The 22,372-nt window shown below is 61.9% G+C and carries 27 protein-coding genes, 1 tRNA gene and 1 pseudogene; 18 read left to right on the top strand and 11 right to left on the bottom strand.

All coding sequences use genetic code 11. The annotated features are described in order from the left end of the window. Window positions 1–150: 150 nt before the first annotated feature. The 3 genes from gor to rpiA all read right to left on the bottom strand — a co-directional run bounded on the left by gor (window position 151) and on the right by rpiA (window position 2,998). A complete protein-coding gene (gene gor / locus FJW03_RS08955; RefSeq protein WP_140760259.1) occupies window positions 151–1,539 on the bottom strand; it encodes a glutathione-disulfide reductase in 1,389 nt (462 codons plus the stop codon). 120 nt (window positions 1,540–1,659) lie between these two features. Beyond that, a complete protein-coding gene (locus FJW03_RS08950; protein WP_140760257.1) occupies window positions 1,660–2,280 on the bottom strand; it encodes a DUF2059 domain-containing protein in 621 nt (206 codons plus the stop codon). After that, window positions 2,267–2,998: a ribose-5-phosphate isomerase RpiA gene (rpiA, locus tag FJW03_RS08945; RefSeq protein WP_140760255.1), complete on the bottom strand. Its 732-nt coding sequence runs from the start codon at window positions 2,996–2,998 to the stop codon at window positions 2,267–2,269. The genes FJW03_RS08950 and rpiA overlap by 14 nt, the downstream gene beginning before the upstream one ends. A gap of 250 nt (window positions 2,999–3,248) precedes the next feature. Between rpiA and FJW03_RS08940 the strand changes: the two genes are divergently transcribed. The 3 genes from FJW03_RS08940 to FJW03_RS08930 all read left to right on the top strand — a co-directional run bounded on the left by FJW03_RS08940 (window position 3,249) and on the right by FJW03_RS08930 (window position 4,551). Continuing rightward, a complete protein-coding gene (locus FJW03_RS08940; RefSeq protein ID WP_140606923.1) occupies window positions 3,249–3,932 on the top strand; it encodes a phosphoglycolate phosphatase in 684 nt (227 codons plus the stop codon). Window positions 3,933–4,070: 138 nt separating this feature from the next. Further along, a tRNA-Val gene (locus tag FJW03_RS08935) sits at window positions 4,071–4,145 on the top strand. Between the two features lie 148 nt (window positions 4,146–4,293). Continuing rightward, on the top strand, window positions 4,294–4,551 hold the full coding sequence (locus tag FJW03_RS08930; RefSeq protein ID WP_140606924.1) for a PepSY domain-containing protein: 258 nt from the start codon (window positions 4,294–4,296) through the stop codon (window positions 4,549–4,551). Window positions 4,552–4,793: 242 nt separating this feature from the next. On the opposite strand, the gene FJW03_RS08925 is transcribed toward FJW03_RS08930, so the two are convergent. Continuing rightward, window positions 4,794–6,677, bottom strand: a complete 1,884-nt coding sequence (locus tag FJW03_RS08925; protein WP_140760253.1) for a L,D-transpeptidase family protein — start codon at window positions 6,675–6,677, stop codon at window positions 4,794–4,796. A gap of 350 nt (window positions 6,678–7,027) precedes the next feature. On the opposite strand from FJW03_RS08925, the pseudogene FJW03_RS08920 reads away from it, so the two are divergent. Further along, window positions 7,028–7,419 (top strand): annotated as a pseudogene (locus FJW03_RS08920) (rhodanese-like domain-containing protein). Between the two features lie 11 nt (window positions 7,420–7,430). On the opposite strand, the gene FJW03_RS08915 reads toward FJW03_RS08920, so the two are convergent. Further along, window positions 7,431–8,336 carry an alpha/beta hydrolase gene (locus FJW03_RS08915; protein ID WP_140760251.1) on the bottom strand — a complete coding sequence of 302 codons (906 nt, stop codon included), beginning with the start codon at window positions 8,334–8,336 and terminating at the stop codon, window positions 7,431–7,433. Between the two features lie 47 nt (window positions 8,337–8,383). Between FJW03_RS08915 and FJW03_RS08910 the strand changes: the two genes are divergently transcribed. Next, entirely contained in the window at window positions 8,384–8,836 is a 453-nt protein-coding gene (locus FJW03_RS08910) for a MarR family winged helix-turn-helix transcriptional regulator (protein WP_140760249.1), read from the top strand. Between the two features lie 23 nt (window positions 8,837–8,859). Here the strand turns inward: FJW03_RS08910 and FJW03_RS08905 are convergent, their stop codons facing one another. After that, on the bottom strand, window positions 8,860–9,471 hold the full coding sequence (locus FJW03_RS08905) for a pyridoxamine 5'-phosphate oxidase family protein (protein ID WP_140760247.1): 612 nt from the start codon (window positions 9,469–9,471) through the stop codon (window positions 8,860–8,862). 94 nt (window positions 9,472–9,565) lie between these two features. Continuing rightward, window positions 9,566–9,919 (bottom strand): gamma-butyrobetaine hydroxylase-like domain-containing protein, encoded by a 354-nt coding sequence (locus FJW03_RS08900; RefSeq protein ID WP_140760244.1) that lies wholly within the window; start codon window positions 9,917–9,919, stop codon window positions 9,566–9,568. A gap of 191 nt (window positions 9,920–10,110) precedes the next feature. Between FJW03_RS08900 and moaA the strand changes: the two genes are divergently transcribed. The 13 genes from moaA to FJW03_RS08835 all read left to right on the top strand — a co-directional run bounded on the left by moaA (window position 10,111) and on the right by FJW03_RS08835 (window position 19,840). Next, entirely contained in the window at window positions 10,111–11,106 is a 996-nt protein-coding gene (gene moaA, locus FJW03_RS08895) for a GTP 3',8-cyclase MoaA (protein ID WP_140760242.1), read from the top strand. A 57-nt stretch (window positions 11,107–11,163) separates the two neighbouring features. After that, a complete protein-coding gene (locus FJW03_RS08890; RefSeq protein WP_140760240.1) occupies window positions 11,164–11,637 on the top strand; it encodes a hypothetical protein in 474 nt (157 codons plus the stop codon). A 132-nt stretch (window positions 11,638–11,769) separates the two neighbouring features. Next, window positions 11,770–12,132: an oxysterol-binding protein gene (locus tag FJW03_RS08885; RefSeq protein ID WP_140760238.1), complete on the top strand. Its 363-nt coding sequence runs from the start codon at window positions 11,770–11,772 to the stop codon at window positions 12,130–12,132. A 174-nt stretch (window positions 12,133–12,306) separates the two neighbouring features. Further along, window positions 12,307–13,227 carry a DMT family transporter gene (locus FJW03_RS08880; RefSeq protein ID WP_140760236.1) on the top strand — a complete coding sequence of 307 codons (921 nt, stop codon included), beginning with the start codon at window positions 12,307–12,309 and terminating at the stop codon, window positions 13,225–13,227. A gap of 50 nt (window positions 13,228–13,277) precedes the next feature. Then, window positions 13,278–13,910, top strand: coding sequence for a molybdenum cofactor guanylyltransferase MobA (gene mobA, locus FJW03_RS08875; RefSeq protein WP_140760234.1), 633 nt, complete (start codon window positions 13,278–13,280; stop codon window positions 13,908–13,910). After that, window positions 13,907–14,428 carry a molybdopterin-guanine dinucleotide biosynthesis protein B gene (gene mobB / locus FJW03_RS08870; RefSeq protein ID WP_140606936.1) on the top strand — a complete coding sequence of 174 codons (522 nt, stop codon included), beginning with the start codon at window positions 13,907–13,909 and terminating at the stop codon, window positions 14,426–14,428. The genes mobA and mobB overlap by 4 nt, the downstream gene beginning before the upstream one ends. A gap of 146 nt (window positions 14,429–14,574) precedes the next feature. Beyond that, on the top strand, window positions 14,575–15,360 hold the full coding sequence (locus FJW03_RS08865) for an ABC transporter substrate-binding protein (protein ID WP_140606937.1): 786 nt from the start codon (window positions 14,575–14,577) through the stop codon (window positions 15,358–15,360). Between the two features lie 78 nt (window positions 15,361–15,438). After that, window positions 15,439–16,155, top strand: a complete 717-nt coding sequence (locus FJW03_RS08860) for an ABC transporter permease (RefSeq protein WP_140606938.1) — start codon at window positions 15,439–15,441, stop codon at window positions 16,153–16,155. Next, entirely contained in the window at window positions 16,152–16,976 is an 825-nt protein-coding gene (locus FJW03_RS08855) for an ABC transporter permease (RefSeq protein WP_140760232.1), read from the top strand. The genes FJW03_RS08860 and FJW03_RS08855 overlap by 4 nt, the downstream gene beginning before the upstream one ends. A 136-nt stretch (window positions 16,977–17,112) precedes the next feature. Beyond that, window positions 17,113–17,982, top strand: coding sequence for an NAD(P)-dependent oxidoreductase (locus tag FJW03_RS08850; protein WP_140760229.1), 870 nt, complete (start codon window positions 17,113–17,115; stop codon window positions 17,980–17,982). Between the two features lie 6 nt (window positions 17,983–17,988). After that, a complete protein-coding gene (locus FJW03_RS08845) occupies window positions 17,989–18,693 on the top strand; it encodes a DNA alkylation repair protein (protein WP_140760227.1) in 705 nt (234 codons plus the stop codon). Further along, on the top strand, window positions 18,653–19,231 hold the full coding sequence (locus tag FJW03_RS08840) for a GNAT family N-acetyltransferase (RefSeq protein ID WP_140760225.1): 579 nt from the start codon (window positions 18,653–18,655) through the stop codon (window positions 19,229–19,231). The genes FJW03_RS08845 and FJW03_RS08840 overlap by 41 nt, the downstream gene beginning before the upstream one ends. A gap of 45 nt (window positions 19,232–19,276) precedes the next feature. Continuing rightward, window positions 19,277–19,840: a DUF3299 domain-containing protein gene (locus tag FJW03_RS08835; protein ID WP_140760223.1), complete on the top strand. Its 564-nt coding sequence runs from the start codon at window positions 19,277–19,279 to the stop codon at window positions 19,838–19,840. A gap of 12 nt (window positions 19,841–19,852) precedes the next feature. Here the strand turns inward: FJW03_RS08835 and FJW03_RS08830 are convergent, their stop codons facing one another. From FJW03_RS08830 to FJW03_RS08815, 4 genes are all read right to left on the bottom strand, one after another. Further along, complete coding sequence (locus FJW03_RS08830) at window positions 19,853–20,344, bottom strand: Lrp/AsnC family transcriptional regulator (RefSeq protein ID WP_006205209.1); 492 nt, start codon at window positions 20,342–20,344, stop codon at window positions 19,853–19,855. A 107-nt stretch (window positions 20,345–20,451) separates the two neighbouring features. After that, window positions 20,452–21,126: a uracil-DNA glycosylase family protein gene (locus FJW03_RS08825; protein ID WP_140760221.1), complete on the bottom strand. Its 675-nt coding sequence runs from the start codon at window positions 21,124–21,126 to the stop codon at window positions 20,452–20,454. Continuing rightward, window positions 21,066–21,677, bottom strand: coding sequence for a glutathione S-transferase (locus tag FJW03_RS08820; RefSeq protein ID WP_140760219.1), 612 nt, complete (start codon window positions 21,675–21,677; stop codon window positions 21,066–21,068). Before FJW03_RS08820 ends, FJW03_RS08825 begins: the two co-directional genes overlap by 61 nt. Before the next feature lie 31 nt (window positions 21,678–21,708). Continuing rightward, window positions 21,709–22,332, bottom strand: coding sequence for a thermonuclease family protein (locus FJW03_RS08815; protein ID WP_140760216.1), 624 nt, complete (start codon window positions 22,330–22,332; stop codon window positions 21,709–21,711). Window positions 22,333–22,372 lie beyond the last annotated feature (40 nt).

Below are 22,372 nucleotides of genomic sequence, written 5' to 3'. Positions count from 1 at the left end.
CTTCGCTCCGTCGAGCGAAAAGGAGGCGCGCCGACAATGCGCTCCTCCTCGACGCCTGGTCGACGACCAGATGGATGCGGCCGCCAAAGTCACGAGCAAGCGGTGCTGGTTGCTTCCCTCTGACGGCAAGCGCTGGCGGCAGAAGAAAGATCAGACGCGCTGGCCGTCTTTCACGCGGTATGTCGGCTTGTACATGGTGACGAGTTCTTCCGCGGCGGTCGGGTGTACCGCCATGGTCCGGTCGAAATCATCCTTGGTCAGTCCTGCCTTCAGCGGAATGCCGAGCAGTTGCGCCATCTCTCCCGCATCCGGCCCCAATATGTGGGCGCCGAGCACTTTGCGCGAGGCGCCATCGACCACCAGCTTGATCAGCATCTTCTCGTCACGGCCCGACAGCGTATGGCGCATCGGCCGGAAGCTGGCGCGATAGATCTCGATCTCGGCGAAACGCTTGACGGCTTCGTCTTCCGACAGGCCCACAGTACCGATTTCCGGTTGCGAGAAGACGGCCGTGGCGATCGTGTCGTGGTCGGGCGCGGTCGGGTTGTCCTTGAATGCCGTCTCGACGAAGCACATCGCCTCGTGGATCGCCACCGGGGTCAGTTGCACGCGGTTGGTGACATCGCCGATCGCCCAGATGTTGTCGATATTGGTGCGGGAATAGTCATCAACCTTGATCGCGCCGACCGCGGTCATCTCGAGGCCAATGCCTTCCAGGCCCATATTCTCGGTGTTGGGGACGCGCCCGATGGCCAGCATGACCTGGTCGACCGTTAGCACCTTGCCGCTGGTGAGAAGGGCGTCGAGCCGGCCGTCCGGTCGCTTGCGCACCCACTCTGTCACCGAATGGCACAGTATCCTTATCCCCTTTTTTTCCATCGTCTCGTGCAGCATGCGCCGCAGGTCCATGTCGAAACGGCTGAGAATCTCCTTGCCGCGATAGACCAGCGTGGTGTCGACGCCGAGGCCGTGGAAGATGTTGGCGAATTCGACCGCGATATAGCCGCCGCCCTCGATCATGATCGCCTTTGGCAGCACCGTGAGGTCGAAAGCCTCATTGGAGAAGATGCAGTGCTCGTGGCCGGGCAGCGCCGGATGGGCCGCCGGGCGGCCGCCGGTGGCGATCAGAATCTGGTCGGCGGTGACGGTGCGGTCCTCGCCCAGAAGATGCACCACGTGCGGATCGACGATCATAGCCCGTGAATGGAAGGGCTCGCCGCCGGCGCCTTGCACATTCTTCTTGTAGATCGCTTCCAGCCGGCCGATCTCGCGATCCTTGTTGGCGACCAGCGTCTGCCAGTCGAAACTGGCTTCCGGCACTGTCCAGCCATAGCCGGCCGCGTCGGCAAAATGCTCCGGGAATTGCGAAGCATAGACATAGAGTTTTTTCGGCACACAGCCGCGAATGACGCAGGTGCCGCCGAAACGGTATTCCTCGGCGATGCCGACGCGCTTGCCAAGTGCCGCGGCGACGCGCGCCGCCCGCACCCCGCCCGAGCCGCCGCCGATAACGAAGAGATCGTAGTCATAACCGGCCATAGACGGCTCCTTAAACGTCGGAAAACGTCAGTGACAGGTAGGCCGCAAACGGCCAAAAGAAAAGCCCGGGCAAGCCGGGCTTCACAGACGGCGGCGGAGGCCGCATTTGAAAACGCAGGGTCAATTCTGCGTGTCGTCGGCAGGAGCCGAACCGTCGGCGGGTGCCGCGCCATCTGTCGGGGCTGCATTGTCGGCAGGTGCGGCTCCATCTGCAGGCGCGGGCGCGGCTGGTGCCTTGGCCTTGGCAGCCGCTGCCAGGGTCTCGCCGACCTGCTGGGCGAGATCGCGGGCGAGGCCGTTTTGCCAGATGTCGGCAGCCTTGACCAAATCACGCGTCACGGTCGGGCCGCTGTCGAGCAGCTTCTTGCCGGACTCGGAACTGTAGAAGGCCGCGATATCATTGAGTTCCTTTTCGGAAAACACCTTCGCATAGGCAAGAGCCGCTTCCATCTCGAGGTCGGCGCGGCGCGAGGCGAGTGCCATCGCCTTCTCGTTGACCGTCTTGCCGATCAGTTCCTGCATATCCGGATTCTTCTGGATGAGCTGCGATTCGAGGGCGGCCGCCGCTTGCGGCAGGATGTTGTCGAAGGAGTCGGTCGCATGGATCGCCGCGACTGCTGCCCGGGCAGCCTTCAGGTGCGATTCCGTGACATCCTGCGAAAACGCCGGCGAGGAGAAGGCCAAGACGGCCGAAGCCGCCAGAACGGCGCAAAGGCCGCGAACCCGGTTATGCAACATCATGGTCGGTAGAACTCCCTGGTTTTCGGGCGGCAAGGACGGTTTGGATGCCGTCGCCGCCGGCGATGATGGCCGCTGACGCCAGCCCGATGAAAAGACCATGCTCGACCACGCCCGGAATGGCGTGGAGAGCATTCGAAAGCGCTCTTGTATCCGGAATGCGGCCAAAAGATGCATCGAGGATAAAATGGCCGCCGTCTGTAACAAAAGGCTGGCCTCCCGTCATCCTCAATGTAACCGGACCGGAAAGGCCCAGATTTCCAGCCGTGGCGGCCACCGCGATCTCGGTGGCGCGCAGGCCGAACTGGTTGACTTCGATAGGCAGGGGAAACCGGCCGAGCGTCTCGACCATTTTCGATCGGTCGGCAATCACGATCATGCGCCGCGAGGCTGCGGCCACGATTTTCTCACGCAACAGCGCGCCGCCACCGCCCTTGATCAGGGTCAGTTCCGGGTCGACCTCGTCGGCGCCGTCGACGGTGAGATCGAGCTCGGGCGTTTCCTCGAGCGTCGACAATGGCACGCCAAGCTCGCGGCATAGCAAAGCGGTGCGCTCCGAAGTCGGTACACCTGTTATCGCCATTCCGGTGGCGACCTTGTCGGCAAGCAGCCGTACGAACTCCTCGGCTGTAGTGCCGGTGCCAATGCCGAGCCGCATGCCGTCCGTGACATGGGCAAGGGCCGCCCGCGCGGCCTCGACCTTCAATTGCCTCGCATCCATGCGCTTTGCTGCCCCGGAACCTGATGCATGCCGTCCAAAAGTGATCTCGGTTTTGGGAAAGCGACATGCATAAAACAAAGAACCAAAGCGCGCCGCATGGCCCATTGGACGCCACGCGCTTTGGTGTTTTGGGCTCCTAGCATTTTTGCAGGCGCGGTCAAAGCCCTTGGCGGCTGTCCACCGGTCTGCTTGCCTTGACGCGTCGCAGCCGCTATCGCCTGCCGATGTACAACCCTGCGCAGGATGGATCATGAGTCGCCCGATCATCGTGTTCGATCTCGACGGAACGCTGATTGACACGGCGCCGGACCTGCTCGACAGCCTCAACCACAGCCTGGCTGCCAGTGAACTCGCGGCCGTCGATGAGGCCGGCTTCAGGCGCTTTGTCGGCCATGGCGGCCGCGTCATGATAGAGAGGGCACACGCCGCGCAGCGGCGATCGCTTGATGTCGCGGAGCATGACCGGCTCCTGAAACTGTTCCTTGATCACTACACCGACAACATTCCCGGCAAATCCCGTCCCTACCCCGGTGTCATCGATGCGATCGCACGCTTCGAGAACGCAGGCTATCTGCTGGCCATCTGCACCAACAAATACGAAGCCAATTCGCGTGCATTGATCGAGGCGCTCGGCTTGACCAGACATTTCGCGGCAATCGCCGGACAGGATACGTTCGCGTTCCGCAAACCCGACCCGCGCCATCTGACCGAAACCATTCGGCTGGCGGGCGGCGATCCACACCGCGCCCTGATGGTCGGCGATTCGCAAACCGATATCGACACCGCCAAGGCCGCCGGCATTCCCGTCGTCGCTGTCGATTTCGGCTATACCGACCGCCATGTGCGCGAATTCGAACCCTCGGCGGTCATCTCGCATTTCGACGCGCTGACGCTCGATCTGGCGCAAAGGCTTATCGCCGCCGCAGGGCACTGAGCGGATAGGTGTCGGCACCCACCAGGACAGACCCGAAAGGGCGAAAAAACCGATCCCTGTGAGAACGCCAGACACCGCCTTGACTTAACCGGCTGCCCTCCCTTATATCGCGGCTCGCTTGGCCTTCGGGCAACGAGCGGGCGATTAGCTCAGCGGGAGAGCACACCCTTCACACGGGTGGGGTCGCAGGTTCAATCCCTGCATCGCCCACCATTTTTCCCAAATGGTTATCCGGCTCTATCTTCGCGCCGAAGCGAGACAAATTGCAGCCTGCGCGGCCATAGCCAGGCGCGTACCGCATCCGTCTGGAACCAACCACAACCCCAGCGAGTTTCCTTCCGTCGAAACTTGAGGGAAAACCATGTCCAGATTTCTTCTGGCGACCAGCGTCGCCGTTCTTCTCGCTGCCGCTCCGGCTCTGGCCGCGGATGAAAAGCCGCTGCCGCCGGCCAATGCCAAGAAACTGTCGGAGATCATCGCCAAGGTCGAGCAGCGCGATGGGTTTCGCTACGTGAAGGAAGTCGACTGGGACAGTGGCGCCTACACCGTCACCTATTACACCTCGGACAAGGCCAAGGTCGAAATCACCTACGATCCGGTGACGGCCGAGCCCAAATAGGGCCGCCTGCAGATATCCTCGGATTGGATGGATATGCCCGGTTCTCGGGGCGCCCGTGGAGGATCCCCGGACGCGCCGCGAAATGTCCATCCTTGGAATATGATGCCGGCCTTTCCGCCGGCCGAGACGCCGACTTCCGGCGCCCGCTGTCGGAGCGATAGCGCATGTCGCCCAAAAGTGCGCAACGGTTTTGGGACAACGACATGCACAAAAACAAGAACTCAAAGCGCAATACGCTTTGGTCAGCTCGAGGGCGATCGCACCGCCTCGGTCGCGTCCAGGGCCTGCTTCAGCCGGGAATCGCGGTCGTAGACATCGTTGAAATACTCGACCTTGCCGGACATGTCGGGCCAGGCGGTGAAGTAGGCGACATAGACCGGAATCTTGCGCATCACATCCTCGGTCGAGTGCCCATGCTTCAGCTTCTCGGCGACATAGTCGACCGAGGTGCCGAGCACCGCCGCCGCCATGCCGCGCGGATCCTGCAGGCGCACGCAGCCATGGCTGAGCGCGCGCATATCCTGCTTGAAGAACGATTTCTGCGGCGTGTCGTGCATGTAGATCGCATGCTTGTTGGGGAACAGGATCTTCAGTTCACCTAGCGCATTGGCCTCGCTTGGCTGCTGGCGCACATTGTAGGGAATGTTCGCGCCGTAAGCGCCCCAGTCGACCGCCGAGGACGGAATGTGCTTGCCGCGCGCATCGGTCACCTCATAGCCGGCGCGGTCGAGGTAGCCGGGATCGCTGCGCAACCTGGGCAGCATTTCGTTGACGATGATCGACTGCGGCACACCCCAATAGGGATGGAAGTCGACCTGCTTGATCTGGTCGTAGAAGAATGCCGTCTGGTTGGTGACCCGGCCGACGACGGCACGTGTCTTCAGCTTCTCTTCGCCATTGTCGATGTAGCTGGCGGTGAACGCTGGCTGGTTGATGAAGACGCGCGGGCTGCCGAGATCGGACGGCAGCCAGCGCAGTTCTTCCAGCGCCACCTGCACCTTGAGCAATCTGTCGGCCTTCGACGTGCCCGCCAGCAACGCGACGGTACGCGGACCGATAACGCCGTCGCCCTTCATGCCCTTCTTCTGCTGCACCGCCTTGATCAGCGGCACCAGTTCGGGAACGTAGACCTCGCTGGTCGCCAGTCGCGACAGCAGCTCTCCATAGGTGCCGCCCATCTCGTCATCGAGATTGCGCGCGATCAGCGACAGCAGCTTCGGCAGCTCGGGGCTGGTTTCGCCCGGCTTCAGCAGCAGCTTTGGATCGACGACGATCTCGTTTTCCTCACTTGCCTGCAGGGACTCCAGTTCGACACGCAGCGCCTGATATTCGGCATTCTGCGGATGCCGCGATTCCAGGTACGTGCGAACTTCCTGCGTATGCGCCAGCGTCTTCAGCACGCCGACCATGTCGAGCGGCTTGGCCGGGAAATCATAGTAGCCGGTCATCCGGTTGGGTTCGACACGGCCGCTCTGGGCGTCATGCGCGTAGCGCAATACGCGCGCGGATAGCGCCATCTCGAAGCGGAGGAGTTCCTTCAACTTGGCCGCGTCATCCGCAGAGGACGAACTCGCGGCAGGCACGTCGACAGTATAGTCGGCGGGCGTGAGGCCGTAGCTTGCAGCCTCGCCGAGCACCCGCACCGCATCCTGGGCGCGGTTGTTGGGGCCGGTTCCGCTCACCCAGATAAAGTCTGGGTTGGCCGAATAGTACGCGATCAGTGCCTTGGCGACGTCGGGTTCGGCATAGAGTTCGTAATCGCCGAGACCGGCAACGGCATCGTGAAAAGCGGCCTCCGTGGTGGATGAAACGAACGCGGCATCCTGCGGCGTCGCGGGTTGCGGCGCTGGGGACAGTTTCGAGAAGTCGACGCGCACCAGCTTGTCGGCCTTGTATGTATAGTAGGACGGGCTGCTGATTTTTACCCCGCCATCGCCGCCGCCCCCCGGCGCTTTCGGCTTGTGCTTCGCCGGCGGCGGAAACTCGCCCTGCGGCTGGTGCTTTATGCCGCCGCCGAACAGCATCTCGAAGAGCCCTTGCGCGCCTGCCTGAGGCGCGCCGAAAGCAAGCGTCGCCGTCATCGTCATCAGCGACAACACGGTTGCTTTGTTACCAAGGACTTTCATGAATCACCCGCTCCGGCCGCAACCGGTTCCCGTTCCGCACGCTAAACCGTCTCGCTCACCGCATGGCGGATGTAAGGCGCGACTATACCGATTCATACCGATTTCGTTAAGCTTTCATAAATTTCGGCGGGGTTGTTGCAGAACGGTTTCACAACGTCGTGACGGCCGGAGCGGAGGTGTTTCCGCTCCAGCGGCGGGACCAGGCGCCTTCACGCTTCGTGCACCGCCCTGCTGGCGGCCGAGGCCGGGGCGATGGCCGCGTGGAAGGCGATGGCTGGCAACCAACGCTGCGTGACAAACGCTGGCTGTTGTGCTCGAAATTCGAACCTGCCGGCAAGAGAGGGACGACCGTGAAAAAAGGGTATCGCGAACTGCTCGACGAGGCGAACGCCGAGATCGAAGTGGTTTCGCCGGAGGAGGCGGCAGGATTGCTCGAGGACGAAGCACCATCTTCATCGACCTGCGCGACCCTCGCGAGATCGAACGCGGCAGGATCCCTGGCGCCAAGCATGTCACCCGTGGCATGCTGGAATTCTGGATCGATCCGGAAAGTCCCTACCACAAGCCGTTCTTCGCGTCGGGGAAAAGCTTCGTCTTCTTCTGCGCCGGCGGCTGGCGCTCCGCACTGGCCACCAAGACCGCGCAGGACATGGGGCTCACGCCGGTCAAGCATATTCTAGGCGGTTACACCGCCTGGAAGGCGGCTGGACTGCCTGTGGAGCCTGGCGAAAAGAAGAAATAATCCGAGTCTGCTCAGTGGAGCCGCGACGGCTCCCGGGCCACGAAGGCGACGGCGTGTTCAACCACGCCCTTATCCGCAAGAATGCGGCGATGGCCGAGCCCTTCGGCCCACTGGAGCCGCACATGGCCGCCGGCACCGGCATAACGTCTTGCATGCTCGGCAGGCACCTCGCGGTCGTCAGGCGCGTGGATGACCAGGGTCGGCACGGGCGCCTGGGCGAGCTGGCGGTCACCGGTGAATTCATGCAGGGGCCGGCCGGAAAGGTTTTCGACACGGTCCGCCATGGCAACCTGCGAGCGGGGGCCGACATTGAGCATGCGGCTGAAGTCGGCGAAGATCGCCGGCAAGGAGCTTGGTGCCGCGATCAGCACAAGACGTCCAGCCGCCAGCGGCGGGACGTTCTTAATGGACCCGGCAATGGCATTGGCGGCGACGGCACCGCCGAAGGAATGACCGACCGCCGCGGTAAAGGGGCCAAACCACTCGCCGGCGACCCGCACCGCGTCCACCGCGTTGACCATGTTCAGTCTGCGGCCCTGCGACTGGCCGTGGCCAGGCAGGTCAAGCGAAACCACCCTGTAGCCGGCCGCGCGATAGCCCTCGATCAATGCACGCATATATTCGGTGCGCGACCGCCAGCCGTGGACGACAAGCACCGTGCCGGCGGCAGCCCTGCCCGGCTCCGGCCGGAATTCATGCACCATCACGCAACCGGTCGCGGTCTTCAGCCGGTGATGGCGCGCTTGCGTCATGAACCCGGCAGCCCGGTCGATGGCGCGGCGCTCGCCGTCGGTGAGCGCCCTGGTGCTTGGCGTACGGCAGAACAGTTCGAAAGCCGCGCGCCCGGTGATACGCGGCGCGATATGTTCGGCCGCGCCAAACACACCTCGGATGACCTTCAGCCCGAATGATGCCATAGTGAGAATCCATCCATACGTTCAAGCATGAACATAATAGTTCAAAGATGAACAATAGACAAGAGCTACCCTGGGACAACCCGCGTTTTCGCAACTGGGTCGCGGTGGCGCGCGCCTGTCATGTGCTGGAGCGCACGCTGGCGGCGAAACTCGCGCCGCTCGACCTGAAGCCGGCGCAGCTCGACGTGCTGATGAACCTTTACCGCCATCCCGGCATGTCGCAGCACGACCTTGCCCGCAAGCTGCTCGTCGGCCGCTCCAACATCACAATGCTGTTGCCGCAACTGGAGACACGTGGCTTGCTACGCCGCGAGGGCGATGAGAAGGACAAGCGCATCCTGCGCCTAGCCCTGACCGAAGCCGGCGAAGCGCTGCTGATGCAGGCGCTGAAAGTGCATATGGCGCTGATCGAAAAGGCGATGAGCCAGTCGACGCCGGAACAATGCGACATGATCGGCGAGCAGATGCGCAAGATAACCGAGGTGCTGAAGGAAGCCTGACCATCTCTTGGCCACGCATCCACTTACCACATCGATTTTTTCGCCCGCTCCGGCCACTCCTTGTCATAGGTTTCGCCGTCGATATTCCTGCGGCTGGTGATTTCCAGGATCTGTCCGGGCGTCGGCAGCGACTTCGGGTCGACATGCCTGGCCGGGTTCCACAATTCCGACCGCACGATGGCGCGGGCGCACTGGAAGTAGACCGCATCGACATCGATGACGGTCACCGAGCGCGCCGGCTTGCCGTCGACGGTGAATGACGCGCAAAGTGCTGCGTCGGTGGTGATATGCGCCCGGCCGTTGATGCGCAGCGTCGTACCGGAGCCCGGCACCAGGAACAGCAGGCCGACGCGCTGATCCCTGATGATGTTCCTCAGCGAATCCGCACGGTTGTTGCCGCGCCGGTCCGGCATCATCAGCGTTTTCGTATCAACGATACGCACGAAGCCGGCGAGATCGCCGCGTGGCGAGCAGTCCAGCCCCTCCGGCCCACTGGTCGAGAGGGCAACGAATGGCGAGGCGTTGATGAAGGCGGCGTATTCCGGGATGACATGGTCGAGTTCCTTGACCAGCGAGGCTTCGCCGGGCAGTCCGTAGAGCGCCTCCAACTGCTCGACCGACGTGATGACCGACATCTTCTTCCCTCCCGCGAACCTTTGCCGGCGCTACGCCACGTCCATGACGATTTGACGACAGCCGGTCGCCGAAGTTGAATCTCCGGCGCGCAGATCAGCGGTCCCGGCTCAAGCCCTTTTCCGCAAGTTCGGCAAGGTAAGCACTCCAGCGCTCGTCCTTCTCGTGCCCGAGCGTGTGCAGGTAGTTCCAGGTGAAGATGCCTGTGTCATGGAAATCGTCGAAAGTGATGCGCACCGCATAGTTGCCGACCGGCTCGATCTTCAGGATGGCCACATTGCGCTTGCCGGGGACCGTCACGCGCTGATCCGGTGAATGGCCCTGCACCTCCGCCGATGGCGATGCCACACGCAGGAGTTCCGCCGGCAGTTCGAACGGTTGATGGCCGGGAAACGTCACGGTGAGCAGCTTGCGGTCCTTGGAGACTCTCAGTTCTTTTGGCGCCGTCATGATCGGTCCTGCTTGAATTGCCCCTTCCCTACGCTGCTTCGTGCCGTGCGAAAAGGCTTGGAGGGTGCCGACGCGCGATGTCGGTCGGGGAATGTTACCAAAGATCAAGGCCGGCTATCTTGAATGGCGGGTTGGATCGTATCACATAGCCATATATAACGACGGCGGTAACGGCCACGGAACGTTCGAACATGGACATGATCGACCCCTTCGGTCGCACGATCAGTTATCTCAGAGTGTCGGTCACCGACCGCTGCGATTTTCGTTGCACCTATTGCATGGCCGAGGACATGGCCTTCCTGCCAAAGAAGGACCTGCTGTCGCTGGAAGAGCTGGACCGGCTCTGCACTGTGTTCATCGAAAAGGGCGTCAAAAGGCTGCGCCTCACTGGCGGCGAGCCGCTGGTGCGCAAGAACATCATGCATCTGGTGCGTCAGCTGTCGCGCCATCTTGACAGCGGCGCGCTGGAAGAACTGACGCTGACTACCAACGGCTCGCAACTGTCGCGCTTCGCCGCTGAGCTTGCCGATTGCGGCGTCAAGCGTATCAACGTCTCGCTCGATACCCTCGACGCCGACAAGTTCCACCAGATCACCCGCTGGGGGCACCTCGGCAAGGTCATGGCGGGCATCGACGCCGCTCAGGCGGCCGGGCTGAAAGTCAAGCTCAACGCCGTTGCGCTGAAGGATTTCAACGACGCCGAACTGCCTGACATGATGCGCTGGGCGCATGGCCGTGGCATGGACCTGACCGTCATCGAGACCATGCCGATGGGCGAGATCGACGCCGACCGCACCGACCAGTACCTGCCGCTGTCGCTGCTGCGCGCTTCGCTGGAGCGCGAATTCACGCTGACCGATATTCCCTTCAAGACCGGCGGCCCCGCCCGCTACGTCCAAGTCGCCGAGACCGGCGGAAAACTCGGCTTCATCACGCCGATGACCCATAATTTCTGCGAAAGCTGCAACCGTGTCAGACTGACCTGCACGGGCACGCTCTATATGTGCCTCGGCCAGGAAGACGCGGCCGACTTGCGCGCGCCGTTGCGCGCATCCGAGGGCAATGAACTTGTCGCCGACGCAATAGACGAAGCCATCGGCCGCAAGCCGAAAGGCCATGATTTCATCATCGACCGCCGCACCAGCCGCCCATCGGTGTCACGGCATATGAGCGTGACGGGCGGCTGACCCTAGCCGCCGATTTGTGCAAGGATCGCCTTTCGGTCATCGGCTTTGGGGCAATGCATGCGGCGGCTTTCCTCAATTATGGCGGGTTTCGCGGCAATTACAGTAGGCAGCGCAACTGCCGCTCCCTTCACCTATGTGAACGAGCGCTTCGGCACGGTCTGCACCTTTCCCGACGACATATTCACCGATCGTCAGCCCGAGCCGGAAAATGGCGACGGGCAGGTATGGCTGAGCGCGGACGGCGCCAGCTTGACGTGCTCCTGCATTCTCAACATCGACAATGACACGCCGAAAGGTTTCATTGCGGCCGAGCAAGCCAGCAAGGAGCAAAGCTACACAATCGCCTACAGCAAGACCGGCAAGGACTGGGCGGTGCTGTCGGGCCGGAAGGATGGTAAGATCTTTTATGAGCGGCGGCTGTTCGGCCGCGATGGCGTCATCCGCACAGTCTGGATCGACTATCCACCGGCCCTGAACTCGAAATATGACCCGATAGTCGGTGCCATTGCCGGCAGTCTCAAGGGGCCATGAACGCTGCCGAGACCAAGAGCATTTTAGCCACACCGCAAACAAATTTTTGTTCGCGAATGTCCGTCTGATTTACCGGCGGTGTTTTCCCGCCTAGCGTCGCTCTTGTAGCGGTTATCGCTCTTGGGGGATTACATGAGACGCCAAATTCTTGTTTCGTTCGCAATGCTCGGCCTCGCCGCCCTGCCGGCGGCTGCCCAGTCGATCGGTGGGACCTACACCGTCGCCGGCACCAATTTCGACGGCTCGTCCTATGGCGGCGAAGCCACCATCACGCTCACCAGCGGGACCACCTGCACCATCCATTGGGAGACCGGCGGTTCTTTTTCCGACGGCATCTGCATGCGCAACGACAATGCATTCTCCGCCGGCTATGTCATGGACAAGGATATCGGCCTCGTCGTCTACAAGGTCGAGGAGGATGGCTCGCTGCATGGCCTGTGGACGATCGCCGGTAAGGAAGGTAACGGCACCGAGGTGCTGACGCCGAAGAAATAGCATCGTCGTGGCCGGACAGCTTGCGGGAGGCGAAGCCGCCTCCCGACCACGGCCAATCCAGAATATGATTCCATGCCGGCGATCGTGGATGCCCCTGTCCTGGTACAGTCCTTTGCCGTTGCTCTTTCCTGGCGAACTGTTACAGGCTTGCTGCCAAAGCAACCGGTAGATGTCTTGCCTCTTTCTCCAAATCTTCGCGGCGCGTTGTTCATGATGGTGGCGATGGTTGGCTTCACGCTCAACGACGCCATCACCAAATATTCTTCGCAATCGATGAACATGGCGCAGGTCATGCTGATCAGAGGCGCATTCGCCTCGCTTTTCGTCGGCCTGCTGGCCTGGCAACGGGGCGCGCTTTCGCAGCCGCGTCTGATGCTGCAGCCGCTGGTGGCAATCCGCGTGCTTGGCGAAGCGGGCGCCACCGTGTCGTTTCTCGTGGCGCTCGCCCATCTGCCGATCGGCAGCGTTTCGGCCGTTCTTCAGGCGCTGCCGCTGGCGGTGACGATGGGTGCCGCGCTATTCTTCGGCGAAGCGGTCGGCTGGCGACGCTGGCTGGCGATCGCCACGGGGTTTGCCGGCGTGCTGGTCATCGTGCGGCCGGGTTTCGATGGCTTCAGCGTCTATTCCCTTGTGGCGCTGGCCAGCGTCGCATGCTGCACCGTGCGCGATCTCGCCACCAAGCGCATTCCTCAAACCGTGCCGACGATGCTGGTCTCGACCGCCACCGCACTCGCAATGACCGTCGTCGGCGCGGTGCTGCTGTCGCCGATGGGCGGGTGGACGCCGATGACCGGCAAAAGCACGGCGCTGCTGGCGCTGGCGGCCGTTCTTGTGCTCATCGGCTATCAATTCATCATCATGGCGATGCGTTCGGGCGAAATCTCCTTCATCGCGCCATTCCGCTATACGGCGCTCCTCTGGTCCATTCTGCTGGGCCTGATCGTCTTCGGCGACATACCGGACATGCCGATGACCGCCGGCGCTACAATCGTCGTCGGCTCGGGCCTCTATGCGCTTTATCGTGAGCGGGTGGTCGGCCGGCGAAGGATCGTCGCTGAAAGCACGGGACCGGCCATGGCGCCGGATGGAATCTAGCCCTCGAAGTTGCTTGCGATTTCCGGCGGCTGGCGTACAGGCTGGGTGGCATGAAGCGAGATGTCGCGGGGATCATTCTGGCTGGCGGCCAATCGAGGCGGATGGGAGGCGGCGACAAGAGCCTGTTGCCGCTTGGCAGTGGCCGCGTGCTTGATCAGGTCCTGTCGCGCTTTGGTCCGCAGATGGAAAGCCTGGCGCTGAGCGCCAATGGCGACCCGGCGCGCTTTGCCCGGTTCGGACTGCCGGTGCTTGCCGACACGGTCGAAGGCTTTGCCGGACCGCTTGCCGGAATCCTGGCTGGCCTTGAATGGGCGGTTGCCAGCACGCCTTGCAAGGCGATCGTCACCGCTGCCGGCGATACACCTTTCCTGCCGCTCGATCTCGTCGATCGCCTGGCCGCGGCAGCCGGTAAGTATCCCGGGAAGATCGCCGTCGCCTCTTCGGCCGGCCGGCGACACCCGACCTTCGCGCTGTGGCCGACCGGATGCCGCGACGCCTTGTGGCATTTCCTGGTCGATGAGGACAACAGGCGGGTTTCGGCTTTTGTCGAGCGGTACGGCCATGTCGAGGTGGCCTTTCCGGTCCTCCAATCCGCCGGCCAGCCGCTCGATCCTTTTTTCAACATCAATGTGCCGGACGACCTTGCCCACGCCGTGCGTCTGTTGCACAGCATGACGTTATGAACAGGCGCGTCTTCGGCATCACCGGCTGGAAAAACTCCGGCAAGACCACACTGACCGAAAAGCTGGTCGCAGAGCTTGTGCGGCGCGGCTGGAAGGTCTCGACGGTCAAGCATGCCCATCATGATTTCGACATCGACAAGCCCGGCGCGGACAGCTTCCGCCATCGGCAGGCCGGCGCCTCCGAGGTGGCGATCGTGTCCGGCAATCGCTGGGCGCTGATGCACGAATTGCGTGGCGAGAATGAACCTTCCTTGACCGATATTCTGGCACGACTTGCCCCATGCGACATCGTGCTGGTCGAAGGCTACAAGCGCGAATCCCACTGCAAGATCGAAACCAGGCGACTGGAAGCGAAGGACCGGACCCCGCTTTCGGCGGGTGATCCCAATGTTATCGCGGTCGCCGCGGATTTCGTCGTTGCGGACAAGAGCCTGCCGGTATTCGACCTCGATGACGTAAAATCGATAGTCGACTTCATCGAACGCACGACCGGTCTCGTTGCTTCAGATGTAACGTAACGGCAGAACCTCATGACCGATTTGGGTGGTTTTGCAGTTGCTTTTTTCTTGAAAAGAATGGGAGTATCGCTTCAGCGGGCGGTCAAAAGCACCGCCCCACAGAGCCGTTTCGGAACGACGGCCGGGACCATAAAGAGAGGACTATCATGCGTATTGCACTGCGTATCGCGCTCGCCGCATCGGCTGCGCTGCTGACGCTCGGCGTAGCCCAGGCCCAGGAAAAGACCCTGAGGATCGGCACCGAAGGCGCCTACCCTCCATTCAACAATCTCACCGCTGATGGCCAACTCGTCGGCTTCGACATCGACATCGCCAAAGCGCTTTGCGATGAAATGAAGGTCAAGTGCACCTTCGTCGCCCAGGATTGGGACGGTATCATCCCGGCGCTTCAGGCCGGCAAGTTCGATGCCATCGTCGCCTCGATGTCGATCACCCCGGAGCGCCAGCAGAAGGTCGACTTCTCGCACAAATACTACAACACGCCATCGGCGCTCGCAGTGCCGAAGGACAGCACGTTGAAAGGCGTGACCAAGGAAGACCTAGCCGGCAAGACGATCGGCGTCGCCACCACGACCACGCACTTCAACTATGCCTCGAAGACCTACACCGACAGCACCGTCAAGGGCTATCCGAGCAGCCCCGAGGAGCAGGCCGATCTCGCCAATGGACGCCTTGACGCCATCGAGGACGACATCGTGGTCCTGCAGCAATGGCTGGATTCGCCTGACGGCGCCTGCTGCAAGATCCTCGGTCAACCGAAGCCGCAACCTGTCGAGATTTTTGGACCGGGCGCCGGCATTGCTGTACGCAAGGGCGAGACCGACCTGGTCAACAAGCTCAATGCCGCCATCGACGCCATCCGCGCCAATGGAAAATACAAGGAAATCAACGACAAGTATTTCAAGTTCGACGTCTACGGCGCCGAGTCCTGATAATTGCGCTGAGGGCGGTGAGGAATTTCTCGCCGCCTTTCACTCATCCCGGGATCGCCACGGAGACAAGACCCGTAAATGCCGGCCCAAAGCATTTGGACACTTCTCAGTTGGGGCCCCGATGGCTGGAGTGACGATATTGCCTATGGCGCGATGGTCACCATCGCGCTCGCCCTTGCAACACTGCCGATCGGCCTGACGATCGGCTTTTTCGTCGCCTGGGCCAAGCAGTCCGAAGAACCGTCGCTGCGGCTGGCGGCCAACATATACACCACCGTGTTTCGCGGCCTGCCGGAATTGGTGACGCTGTTCCTGTTCTTCTTCGGCATGCCCATCTTGCTGCAATACATCATCCGCTTCTTCAAGCCCGAGGCGACGATCGATGTGGACAGCTTCGTCGCCGGCATGATCGTGCTTTCGTTGATCTTTTCGTCCTATGCCAGCGAGGTATTCCTTTCGGCCTTTCGCGCCATTCCAAAGGGCCAGTATGAGGGTGGCTATGCGATCGGGCTGTCGAAGTGGCTGACCATGCGCAAGGTGATCTTGCCCCAGTTGCTGCGCATCGCCTTCCCCGGTCTCGAGAATTGCTGGCTGAGCCTGCTCAAGGACACCGCCCTGGTTTCTGTGGTCAACCTCGCCGAGACCTTGCGCAACGCCGGCGTGGCGGCGCGCGTCACCAAGCATTCGTTCCTCTTCTATAGCTTCGCCGCGCTGGTCTTCCTCGTCCTGGCGATCCTGTCGTCGATCGCCACCGGGTTTATCTTGCGCTCGCTGGGGCGGAGGGAGGCGCGATGAGCATCACGGAAGCGATCGCGGTCGAACGGCCTCCACCGCCGGCTCGCGGCTGGCCGCGCACCCGCATCGTGGGATATGCGCTTGTCGGCCTGTGGATTCTCTTCGGCCTCGGTATCGTTGCGTATCTTTTCTATTCCTGGAACGGCGAATTCTTCGCCAGGTATGCGCCGGCCTATCTGCAAGGGCTGGGAACCACGCTGGCGCTCGTGTCGATTTCGATGGTGGTCGGCGCGATCCTTTCATTGCCCGTCACCTATGGCCGCATGTCGAAGAACCGGATCCTGTCCGGCATCGCCTACTGTTACGTCTATTTCTTCCGCGGCACGCCGCTGCTCGTACAGGTCTATCTGGTCTATTACGGCGTGGGCTCTTTCCGGGTGCAGCTCGAATCCGTCGGACTGTGGTGGTTCTTCCGCGACGCCTTCAACTGCGGTGTGTTTGCCTTCGCGCTCAACACCGCCGCCTACCAGGCCGAAATCCTGCGCGGTGCCATCGAAAGCGTGCCCAGGGGCCAGTGGGAGGGCGCCGCCTCGCTTGGTCTGCACAAGCTGCAGACATTGCGCAAGGTCATCCTGCCACAGGCGATCATCGTGGCGTTGCGACCCTACGGCAATGAACTGGTTCTGATGATCAAGGCCTCGGCCATCGTCGCCATCATCACAGTCTACGACCTGATGGGCAACGCGAAGCTCGCCTACGCCAAATCCTTCGACTTCCAGGCCTATGTCTGGGTCGCCATCGTCTATCTGGTGATGGTCGAGATCCTGCGCCACGGGGTCGAATGGATCGAACGGCGGATCACGGTCCACCTACACCGCTGATGCGTGCGACGCCACGCGTTTAAGCGATCTGTCATCAGTCTGCACCAGTCGATGCGGTGGCGCGCGCCTTGACGAATTCGCCGCATGGCCTAGAGCTTCCGCAACTGAAATCTCTATTCCGTCGGAAGGAAAAAGCATGGCATCGGTGGCATTTCTCGGTCTTGGCGTCATGGGCTACCCCATGGCCGGGCACCTGAAAAACAAGGGCGGCCACGACGTCATCGTCTATAACCGCACCCGCGCGAAAGCCGAACAATGGGTCGCTCAACATGGCGGCAGCTTTGCCGCGACACCGGCGCAGGCTGCCGAGGGCAAGGATTTCGTCTTCTCCTGTGTCGGCAATGATGACGATCTGCGGTCGGTGACGACTGGTCCCGAAGGCGCCTTCAAGGCGATGAAGAAAGGCTCCATCTTCATCGACAACACGACGGCTTCGGCAGAAGTCGCGCGCGAACTGGCACAAGCCGCGCAATCGAGCGGATTCTCATTTCTCGACGCGCCGGTTTCCGGCGGCCAGGCTGGTGCCGAGAACGGCGTGCTGACGGTCATGGTCGGTGGCGACCAGGCTACCTTCGACAAGGCCAGGCCGGTCATCGACGCCTACGCCCGTATGGTCGGACTGATGGGGTCGGCAGGCGCCGGCCAGCTCACCAAGATGATCAACCAGATCTGCATCGCCGGGCTGGTGCAGGGACTGTCGGAAGGCATCCATTTCGGCAAGAAGGCCGGTCTCGACATCGAGAAGGTGATCGAGGTGATCTCCAAGGGCGCGGCCGGCTCCTGGCAGATGGAGAACCGGCACAAGACCATGAATGCCGGTAAATACGATTTCGGTTTCGCCGTCGACTGGATGCGCAAGGACCTCGGCATCTGCCTGGCGGAAGCCGACCGCAACGGCGCCAAGCTGCCGGTGACCGCGCTTGTCGACCAGTTCTACAAGGACGTGCAGGCCATGGGCGGCAAGCGTTGGGACACGTCCTCGCTGCTGGCGCGGCTGGAGAAGTAGGCGCCCATGTCCCTGCCCTCTCCAGGCTGGACCGCGCAGGAGGTCGTCGCGCATCTGCGCTCGATCGGCACCGAGGAGAATCGCCGCGGCATGGCGCGGTTCGGCATCAACACCGCGACCGCGCTCGGTGTTGGCAATGCGGATTTGCGGCCCTTGGCGCGCAAGCTGAAGCGCAACCACGAACGGTCCCTGGCGCTGTGGGACAGCGGCATTCGCGAAGCGAGGCTGATCGCGGCTTTCACAGGTGAGCCAAAGGAGATCACAATTGAGGAATGCCGCCGCTGGGCCGGCGATTTCGATTCCTGGGAAGTTGTCGACACTGTGTCGGACCTGTTCGGGGACACGCCGTTCTGGCGTGAACTGATCGAAGAGTTCGCGGCCGACGAGCGCGAATTCGTCCGCCGCACGGCCTTTGCGATGCTGGCATGGGCGGCGGTGCATCTGAAGAAGGAACCTGACGCGACGTTCCTGCCTTATCTGCGATTGATCGACGCCCAAGCCGGTGATGAACGCAATTTCGTCAGGAAAGCGGTCAATTGGGCGCTGCGGCAGATCGGTAAGCGATCGGTGACGTTGCATGCTCCTGCCCTCGCCCTGGCGCAGAAACTTGCGGTTTCCAGCGACAAGACCAGGCGTTGGGTCGGCAAGGATGCCGCGAAGGAACTGTCAGATGCCAAGACGCTCGAACGCCTCGCCGCCAGAAAAATCTGAATACGCCGATATCCGTTTCACCGAGGTGACACCGGCAACACGCGTCAGCTTCGAGACCTTGTTCGAGCAGCCCGGTGCGCCGAAATATTGCTGGTGCATGGCCTGGCGACACGCCGGTCGCGAGCATATCCAGAACGACGAGAAGAAACGTCGGATGATGGCGCTCATCGACGCCGGCACGCCGGTCGGCATCCTCGCCCATATCGACGGAAAGGCCGTCGCCTGGTGCTCGGTCGCGCCGCGCGAGACCTATCGCAAGCTTTCAAGGCAGCAGGACGACGCCGAGACGGGCGTCTGGTCGATCGTCTGCTTCTACGTGCCAAGGGCTTTGCGCGGCGGCGGGCTTGCTTCGGCATTGCTCGATGCGGCCATCGAGCACGCCTTCACCAAGGGGGCGCGCGTCATTGAGGCCTATCCGGTGGACGAGGCGTCACCGAGCTACCGTTTCATGGGCTTTCGCGACATGTTTGCTGCTCGCGGTTTCAACGAGACCGGGATGGCCGGCTCTCGCCGATATGTGATGAGGCTCGAGCATTGACGCCATTGGCCTCGAAGTCTTTACTCCCCAGCAAGGGAAGCGGCCATGAACTGTTTCAAGTCGATCATAGCGCTCGCGGCGGCGCTGTCTCTCTCCGTTGCCGGAGCCTCGGCCGCGACCATGCACATCTTCTGGAAGGATTTGCGCCCGGCCACCCAGGCGCTTGCCGAAGATGCCGGCCTGCCGATGATCGCGGCAAAATTGCCCGACCATGGCGAGACGCTGTCCCTTGGCCTGCAGGACAAGATCATACAATTAGCCGGCTATGCATTGCCGGTCGATCGCGACGGCGACCTCGTCTATCAGTTCCTGTTGGTGCCGTGGACGGGCGCATGCAGCCACATGCCGACGCCGCCGCCCAACCAGATCGTACTGGTCACACCAGCCCATCCCTACAAGATGTCGGAAGCTTACCAGCCGGTCGCTGTCACAGGTGCCCTGAAGCCGGACATGGAGAAAAGCCAGCTGTTCATTCTCGATGGCGTCAACGTCATTCAGTCCGGTTACACCGTCCGCAAGGCGGAGGTGGTCGGGGTCGACACTGTGTCTGACACCATCACCCTGCCGGTGAACTCGCCCTGGACATTCCTCAACAAGAAGAAGAACTGATCGGATCGACGCTTAGGCGGCGTTGGCGCCTGATTCCTTGTCCAACACCATGTAGTCGAGCGGGATTTCGGTGGTGTATTTGATCTGCTCCATGGCGAAGGACGAGGACACGTCGCGGATTTCGATCTTGGCGATCAGCCGCTTGTAGAACGCGTCGTAAGCGGCGATGTCGGGCACCACGACGCGCAGCAGATAGTCGACGTCGCCGCTCATGCGGTAGAACTCGACGACCTCGGGAAATTCCTGGATGACTTCGGAAAACCGCCGCAGCCATTCATGGCTGTGCGAATTGGTGCGGATCGACACGAAAACGGTGACGCGCACATTGACCTTCTCGTGGTCGAGAATGGCGACGCGCCGCTTGATGACACCCTCCTCCTCGAGTTTTTGGATGCGGCGCCAGCAAGGCGTGGTCGACAGGCCGACCTTCTTGGCGACATCGGCGACAGCGAGCGTCGCGTCCTCCTGCAGGAGGCGGAGAATTTTTCGGTCAAGGCGGTCCATCGGGGGCTCCTGGGGAATAGTTTCGCTATATTCCCTTTTATTCAGGCCATTCACAAGAAAGAAATTCTGCCGATTGCCTTGAAAGCGAGTGATTTCTTGCTGAACGCTTAGCCGATGCGATAGCGGATTTCCGACCGCAGGAAAGGCAGCAAATCCATTTCAAACCATGGATTCTGCTTCAGCCAGCCGGTGTTGCGCCAGGACGGATGTGGCAGCGGCAGCACTTTCGGGCCAACGGAATTGTCCCATATGGCCCGCCAGTCCATCATCGTTTCCGTCACCGAGGGACGGCGCGCGGCGCCCATATGCCAGGACTGAGCATAGATGCCGATCGTCAGCACCAGGTCGATCTTCGACATCAAGGCCATCAAAGGCGCGCGCCAGGCCGGCGCGCATTCGCGCCTTGGCGGCAGGTCACCGCCCTTGGCATCCTGGCCGGGAAAGCAGAAGCCCATCGGCACGATGGCGAATTTGTCGATGTCGTAGAATTCATCGCTGGTCACACCAAGCCAGCTCCGCAGCCGGTCGCCGGAGGCATCGGTGAACGGCATGCCCGACAGGTGTACCTTGGTTCCTGGCGCCTGGCTGGCGATCAGAATGCGGGCGCTGGATGATGGCCGCAGCACCGGTCGCGGCTCATGCCGCAGTGGCTTGCCGATGGGATTTTCGACGCAGATGCGGCAGGCGCGGACCGTCGCGGCGAATCTGTCCAATTCCACGCTCAAGCGGCGGCACTCGGCCGGCTGGAGATCGCCTGATGCCAACGCAGCACATTGGTGCATTCCTCCGGCACCTTGATCCGTGCCGGCTTCATGAAGTCGATCGCGATCAGGCCGGTAATGTCGGCAATCGAATAGCTGTCGCCGGCGGCGAACTCCCGATTGGCCAACTCTCCGTCGAGGAGTTTCAGGAACGCGACCGCCTTCGGCTTGTTGGCCTCGCCCCATTCGGGGATCTGTGGGATTTCCCATTCCTTCATCGCCGGATGAATATGGCGAAAGGCCTGGGCGACGCAACTGAGCAAATTGAACTCCATCCGTCTTTGCCACATCTCGACCTGTGCCTTGCCGAGCGCGCCACGTCCGAACAGGGCTGGCTCCGGGTGCAACTCCTCGAAATAGCGGCAGATGGCGACGGATTCGGTGATGACGGTGCCGTCGTCAAGCTCCAGCACCGGCAGGCGTTGCAAAGGATTGCGCGAACTCACCGCTTCGTTCTTGTGCTCCAGCGCGCCCATGTCGATGGATACGAGCGGAACCGAGATCCCCTTCTCGGCGAGGAAAACGCGAACCCGCCGCGGGTTGGGCGCCCGGCCGCCGTCGAAGAGTTTCATTCGATCCTCCTTCCCTTCCACCAGATACGCTTCACCAGAAGCGAAAGATCTCTCGCACGGCGTCACCGATCGACGCCAGCGTGCCGTGCTTGCGCTCGACAATCTCGCCGCGATGGCCGGCGCGCCAGTCCTGCGGCTGGTCGAACGTACCCGCCCAGATACCAACCTTTGCCGCGCGCGCAATCGCTTGCTCGTTTTCGAAATCGCCATAGGCGACGGCCCAGCCAGCCTCGACCTGAGCGCGGTTGAGATCGGTACCGCCGGCCATGCAGTGACCGAGTAACCGGCCATAGCGATCGCGTTGCCAGCCGCTGCAGGTGACCGGCCGGCTGGCGATCAGGCGCACCAGCGATTGGCGCGCAAGCGTACCACAGGGATAATCGGCGCCGTTCTTGCGGCAGGTCTGGGTGTATTCCGGGGCGTCGATGCCGCGCATGCGGATGCGTTCGGTGCCGAGCGTGATCGAATCGCCATCATTGATGATGGCCGCACCTTGCGTCTTACGCGTCTCCACGCGATCGAGACGCGTCGCCAACAGGATCAGCAGGCCCAGAATGATCACGGTCAGCCCATAGTCCAGCATTTTGCGCCGCAGGCTTCTCGGGCGCGGCACCGCGTACCGCCGGCGCGACCTTGGCGACCAGGAACGGCTCATATGGCAAACGGTTGGTTAATCATTCGAACGTAGCTTAACG

The sequence above is a fragment of the Mesorhizobium sp. B4-1-4 genome (assembly GCF_006439395.2).
In the GTDB taxonomy this organism is placed as follows: Bacteria; Pseudomonadota; Alphaproteobacteria; order Rhizobiales; family Rhizobiaceae; genus Mesorhizobium.
Note: the sequence above shows the minus strand (reverse complement) of the source record. Positions and strands in the feature narration are given on the sequence as shown.

Bases quoted from the DNA above. Each gene is read 5' to 3' on its own strand.
- FJW03_RS08905 (WP_140760247.1), bottom strand. From the start codon at position 9,471: ATGTCGGTCATCACGTCGGTCGAGCAGTTGGAGGCGCTCTACGGACTG.
- FJW03_RS08860 (WP_140606938.1), top strand. From the start codon at position 15,439: ATGCCGGCCCAAAGCATTTGGACACTTCTCAGTTGGGGCCCCGATGGC.
- FJW03_RS08940 (WP_140606923.1), top strand. From the start codon at position 3,249: ATGAGTCGCCCGATCATCGTGTTCGATCTCGACGGAACGCTGATTGAC.
- FJW03_RS08950 (WP_140760257.1), bottom strand. From the start codon at position 2,280: ATGATGTTGCATAACCGGGTTCGCGGCCTTTGCGCCGTTCTGGCGGCT.
- gor (WP_140760259.1), bottom strand. From the start codon at position 1,539: ATGGCCGGTTATGACTACGATCTCTTCGTTATCGGCGGCGGCTCGGGC.
- mobA (WP_140760234.1), top strand. From the start codon at position 13,278: ATGAAGCGAGATGTCGCGGGGATCATTCTGGCTGGCGGCCAATCGAGG.
- mobB (WP_140606936.1), top strand. From the start codon at position 13,907: ATGAACAGGCGCGTCTTCGGCATCACCGGCTGGAAAAACTCCGGCAAG.
- FJW03_RS08910 (WP_140760249.1), top strand. From the start codon at position 8,384: ATGAACAATAGACAAGAGCTACCCTGGGACAACCCGCGTTTTCGCAAC.
- FJW03_RS08915 (WP_140760251.1), bottom strand. From the start codon at position 8,336: ATGGCATCATTCGGGCTGAAGGTCATCCGAGGTGTGTTTGGCGCGGCC.
- FJW03_RS08850 (WP_140760229.1), top strand. From the start codon at position 17,113: ATGGCATCGGTGGCATTTCTCGGTCTTGGCGTCATGGGCTACCCCATG.
- FJW03_RS08845 (WP_140760227.1), top strand. From the start codon at position 17,989: ATGTCCCTGCCCTCTCCAGGCTGGACCGCGCAGGAGGTCGTCGCGCAT.
- FJW03_RS08930 (WP_140606924.1), top strand. From the start codon at position 4,294: ATGTCCAGATTTCTTCTGGCGACCAGCGTCGCCGTTCTTCTCGCTGCC.
- rpiA (WP_140760255.1), bottom strand. From the start codon at position 2,998: ATGGATGCGAGGCAATTGAAGGTCGAGGCCGCGCGGGCGGCCCTTGCC.
- FJW03_RS08825 (WP_140760221.1), bottom strand. From the start codon at position 21,126: ATGCACCAATGTGCTGCGTTGGCATCAGGCGATCTCCAGCCGGCCGAG.
- FJW03_RS08925 (WP_140760253.1), bottom strand. From the start codon at position 6,677: ATGAAAGTCCTTGGTAACAAAGCAACCGTGTTGTCGCTGATGACGATG.
- FJW03_RS08900 (WP_140760244.1), bottom strand. From the start codon at position 9,919: ATGACGGCGCCAAAAGAACTGAGAGTCTCCAAGGACCGCAAGCTGCTC.
- FJW03_RS08835 (WP_140760223.1), top strand. From the start codon at position 19,277: ATGAACTGTTTCAAGTCGATCATAGCGCTCGCGGCGGCGCTGTCTCTC.
- FJW03_RS08815 (WP_140760216.1), bottom strand. From the start codon at position 22,332: ATGAGCCGTTCCTGGTCGCCAAGGTCGCGCCGGCGGTACGCGGTGCCG.
- FJW03_RS08820 (WP_140760219.1), bottom strand. From the start codon at position 21,677: ATGAAACTCTTCGACGGCGGCCGGGCGCCCAACCCGCGGCGGGTTCGC.
- FJW03_RS08885 (WP_140760238.1), top strand. From the start codon at position 11,770: ATGAGACGCCAAATTCTTGTTTCGTTCGCAATGCTCGGCCTCGCCGCC.
- FJW03_RS08855 (WP_140760232.1), top strand. From the start codon at position 16,152: ATGAGCATCACGGAAGCGATCGCGGTCGAACGGCCTCCACCGCCGGCT.
- FJW03_RS08840 (WP_140760225.1), top strand. From the start codon at position 18,653: ATGCCAAGACGCTCGAACGCCTCGCCGCCAGAAAAATCTGAATACGCC.
- moaA (WP_140760242.1), top strand. From the start codon at position 10,111: ATGGACATGATCGACCCCTTCGGTCGCACGATCAGTTATCTCAGAGTG.
- FJW03_RS08830 (WP_006205209.1), bottom strand. From the start codon at position 20,344: ATGGACCGCCTTGACCGAAAAATTCTCCGCCTCCTGCAGGAGGACGCG.
- FJW03_RS08890 (WP_140760240.1), top strand. From the start codon at position 11,164: ATGCGGCGGCTTTCCTCAATTATGGCGGGTTTCGCGGCAATTACAGTA.
- FJW03_RS08865 (WP_140606937.1), top strand. From the start codon at position 14,575: ATGCGTATTGCACTGCGTATCGCGCTCGCCGCATCGGCTGCGCTGCTG.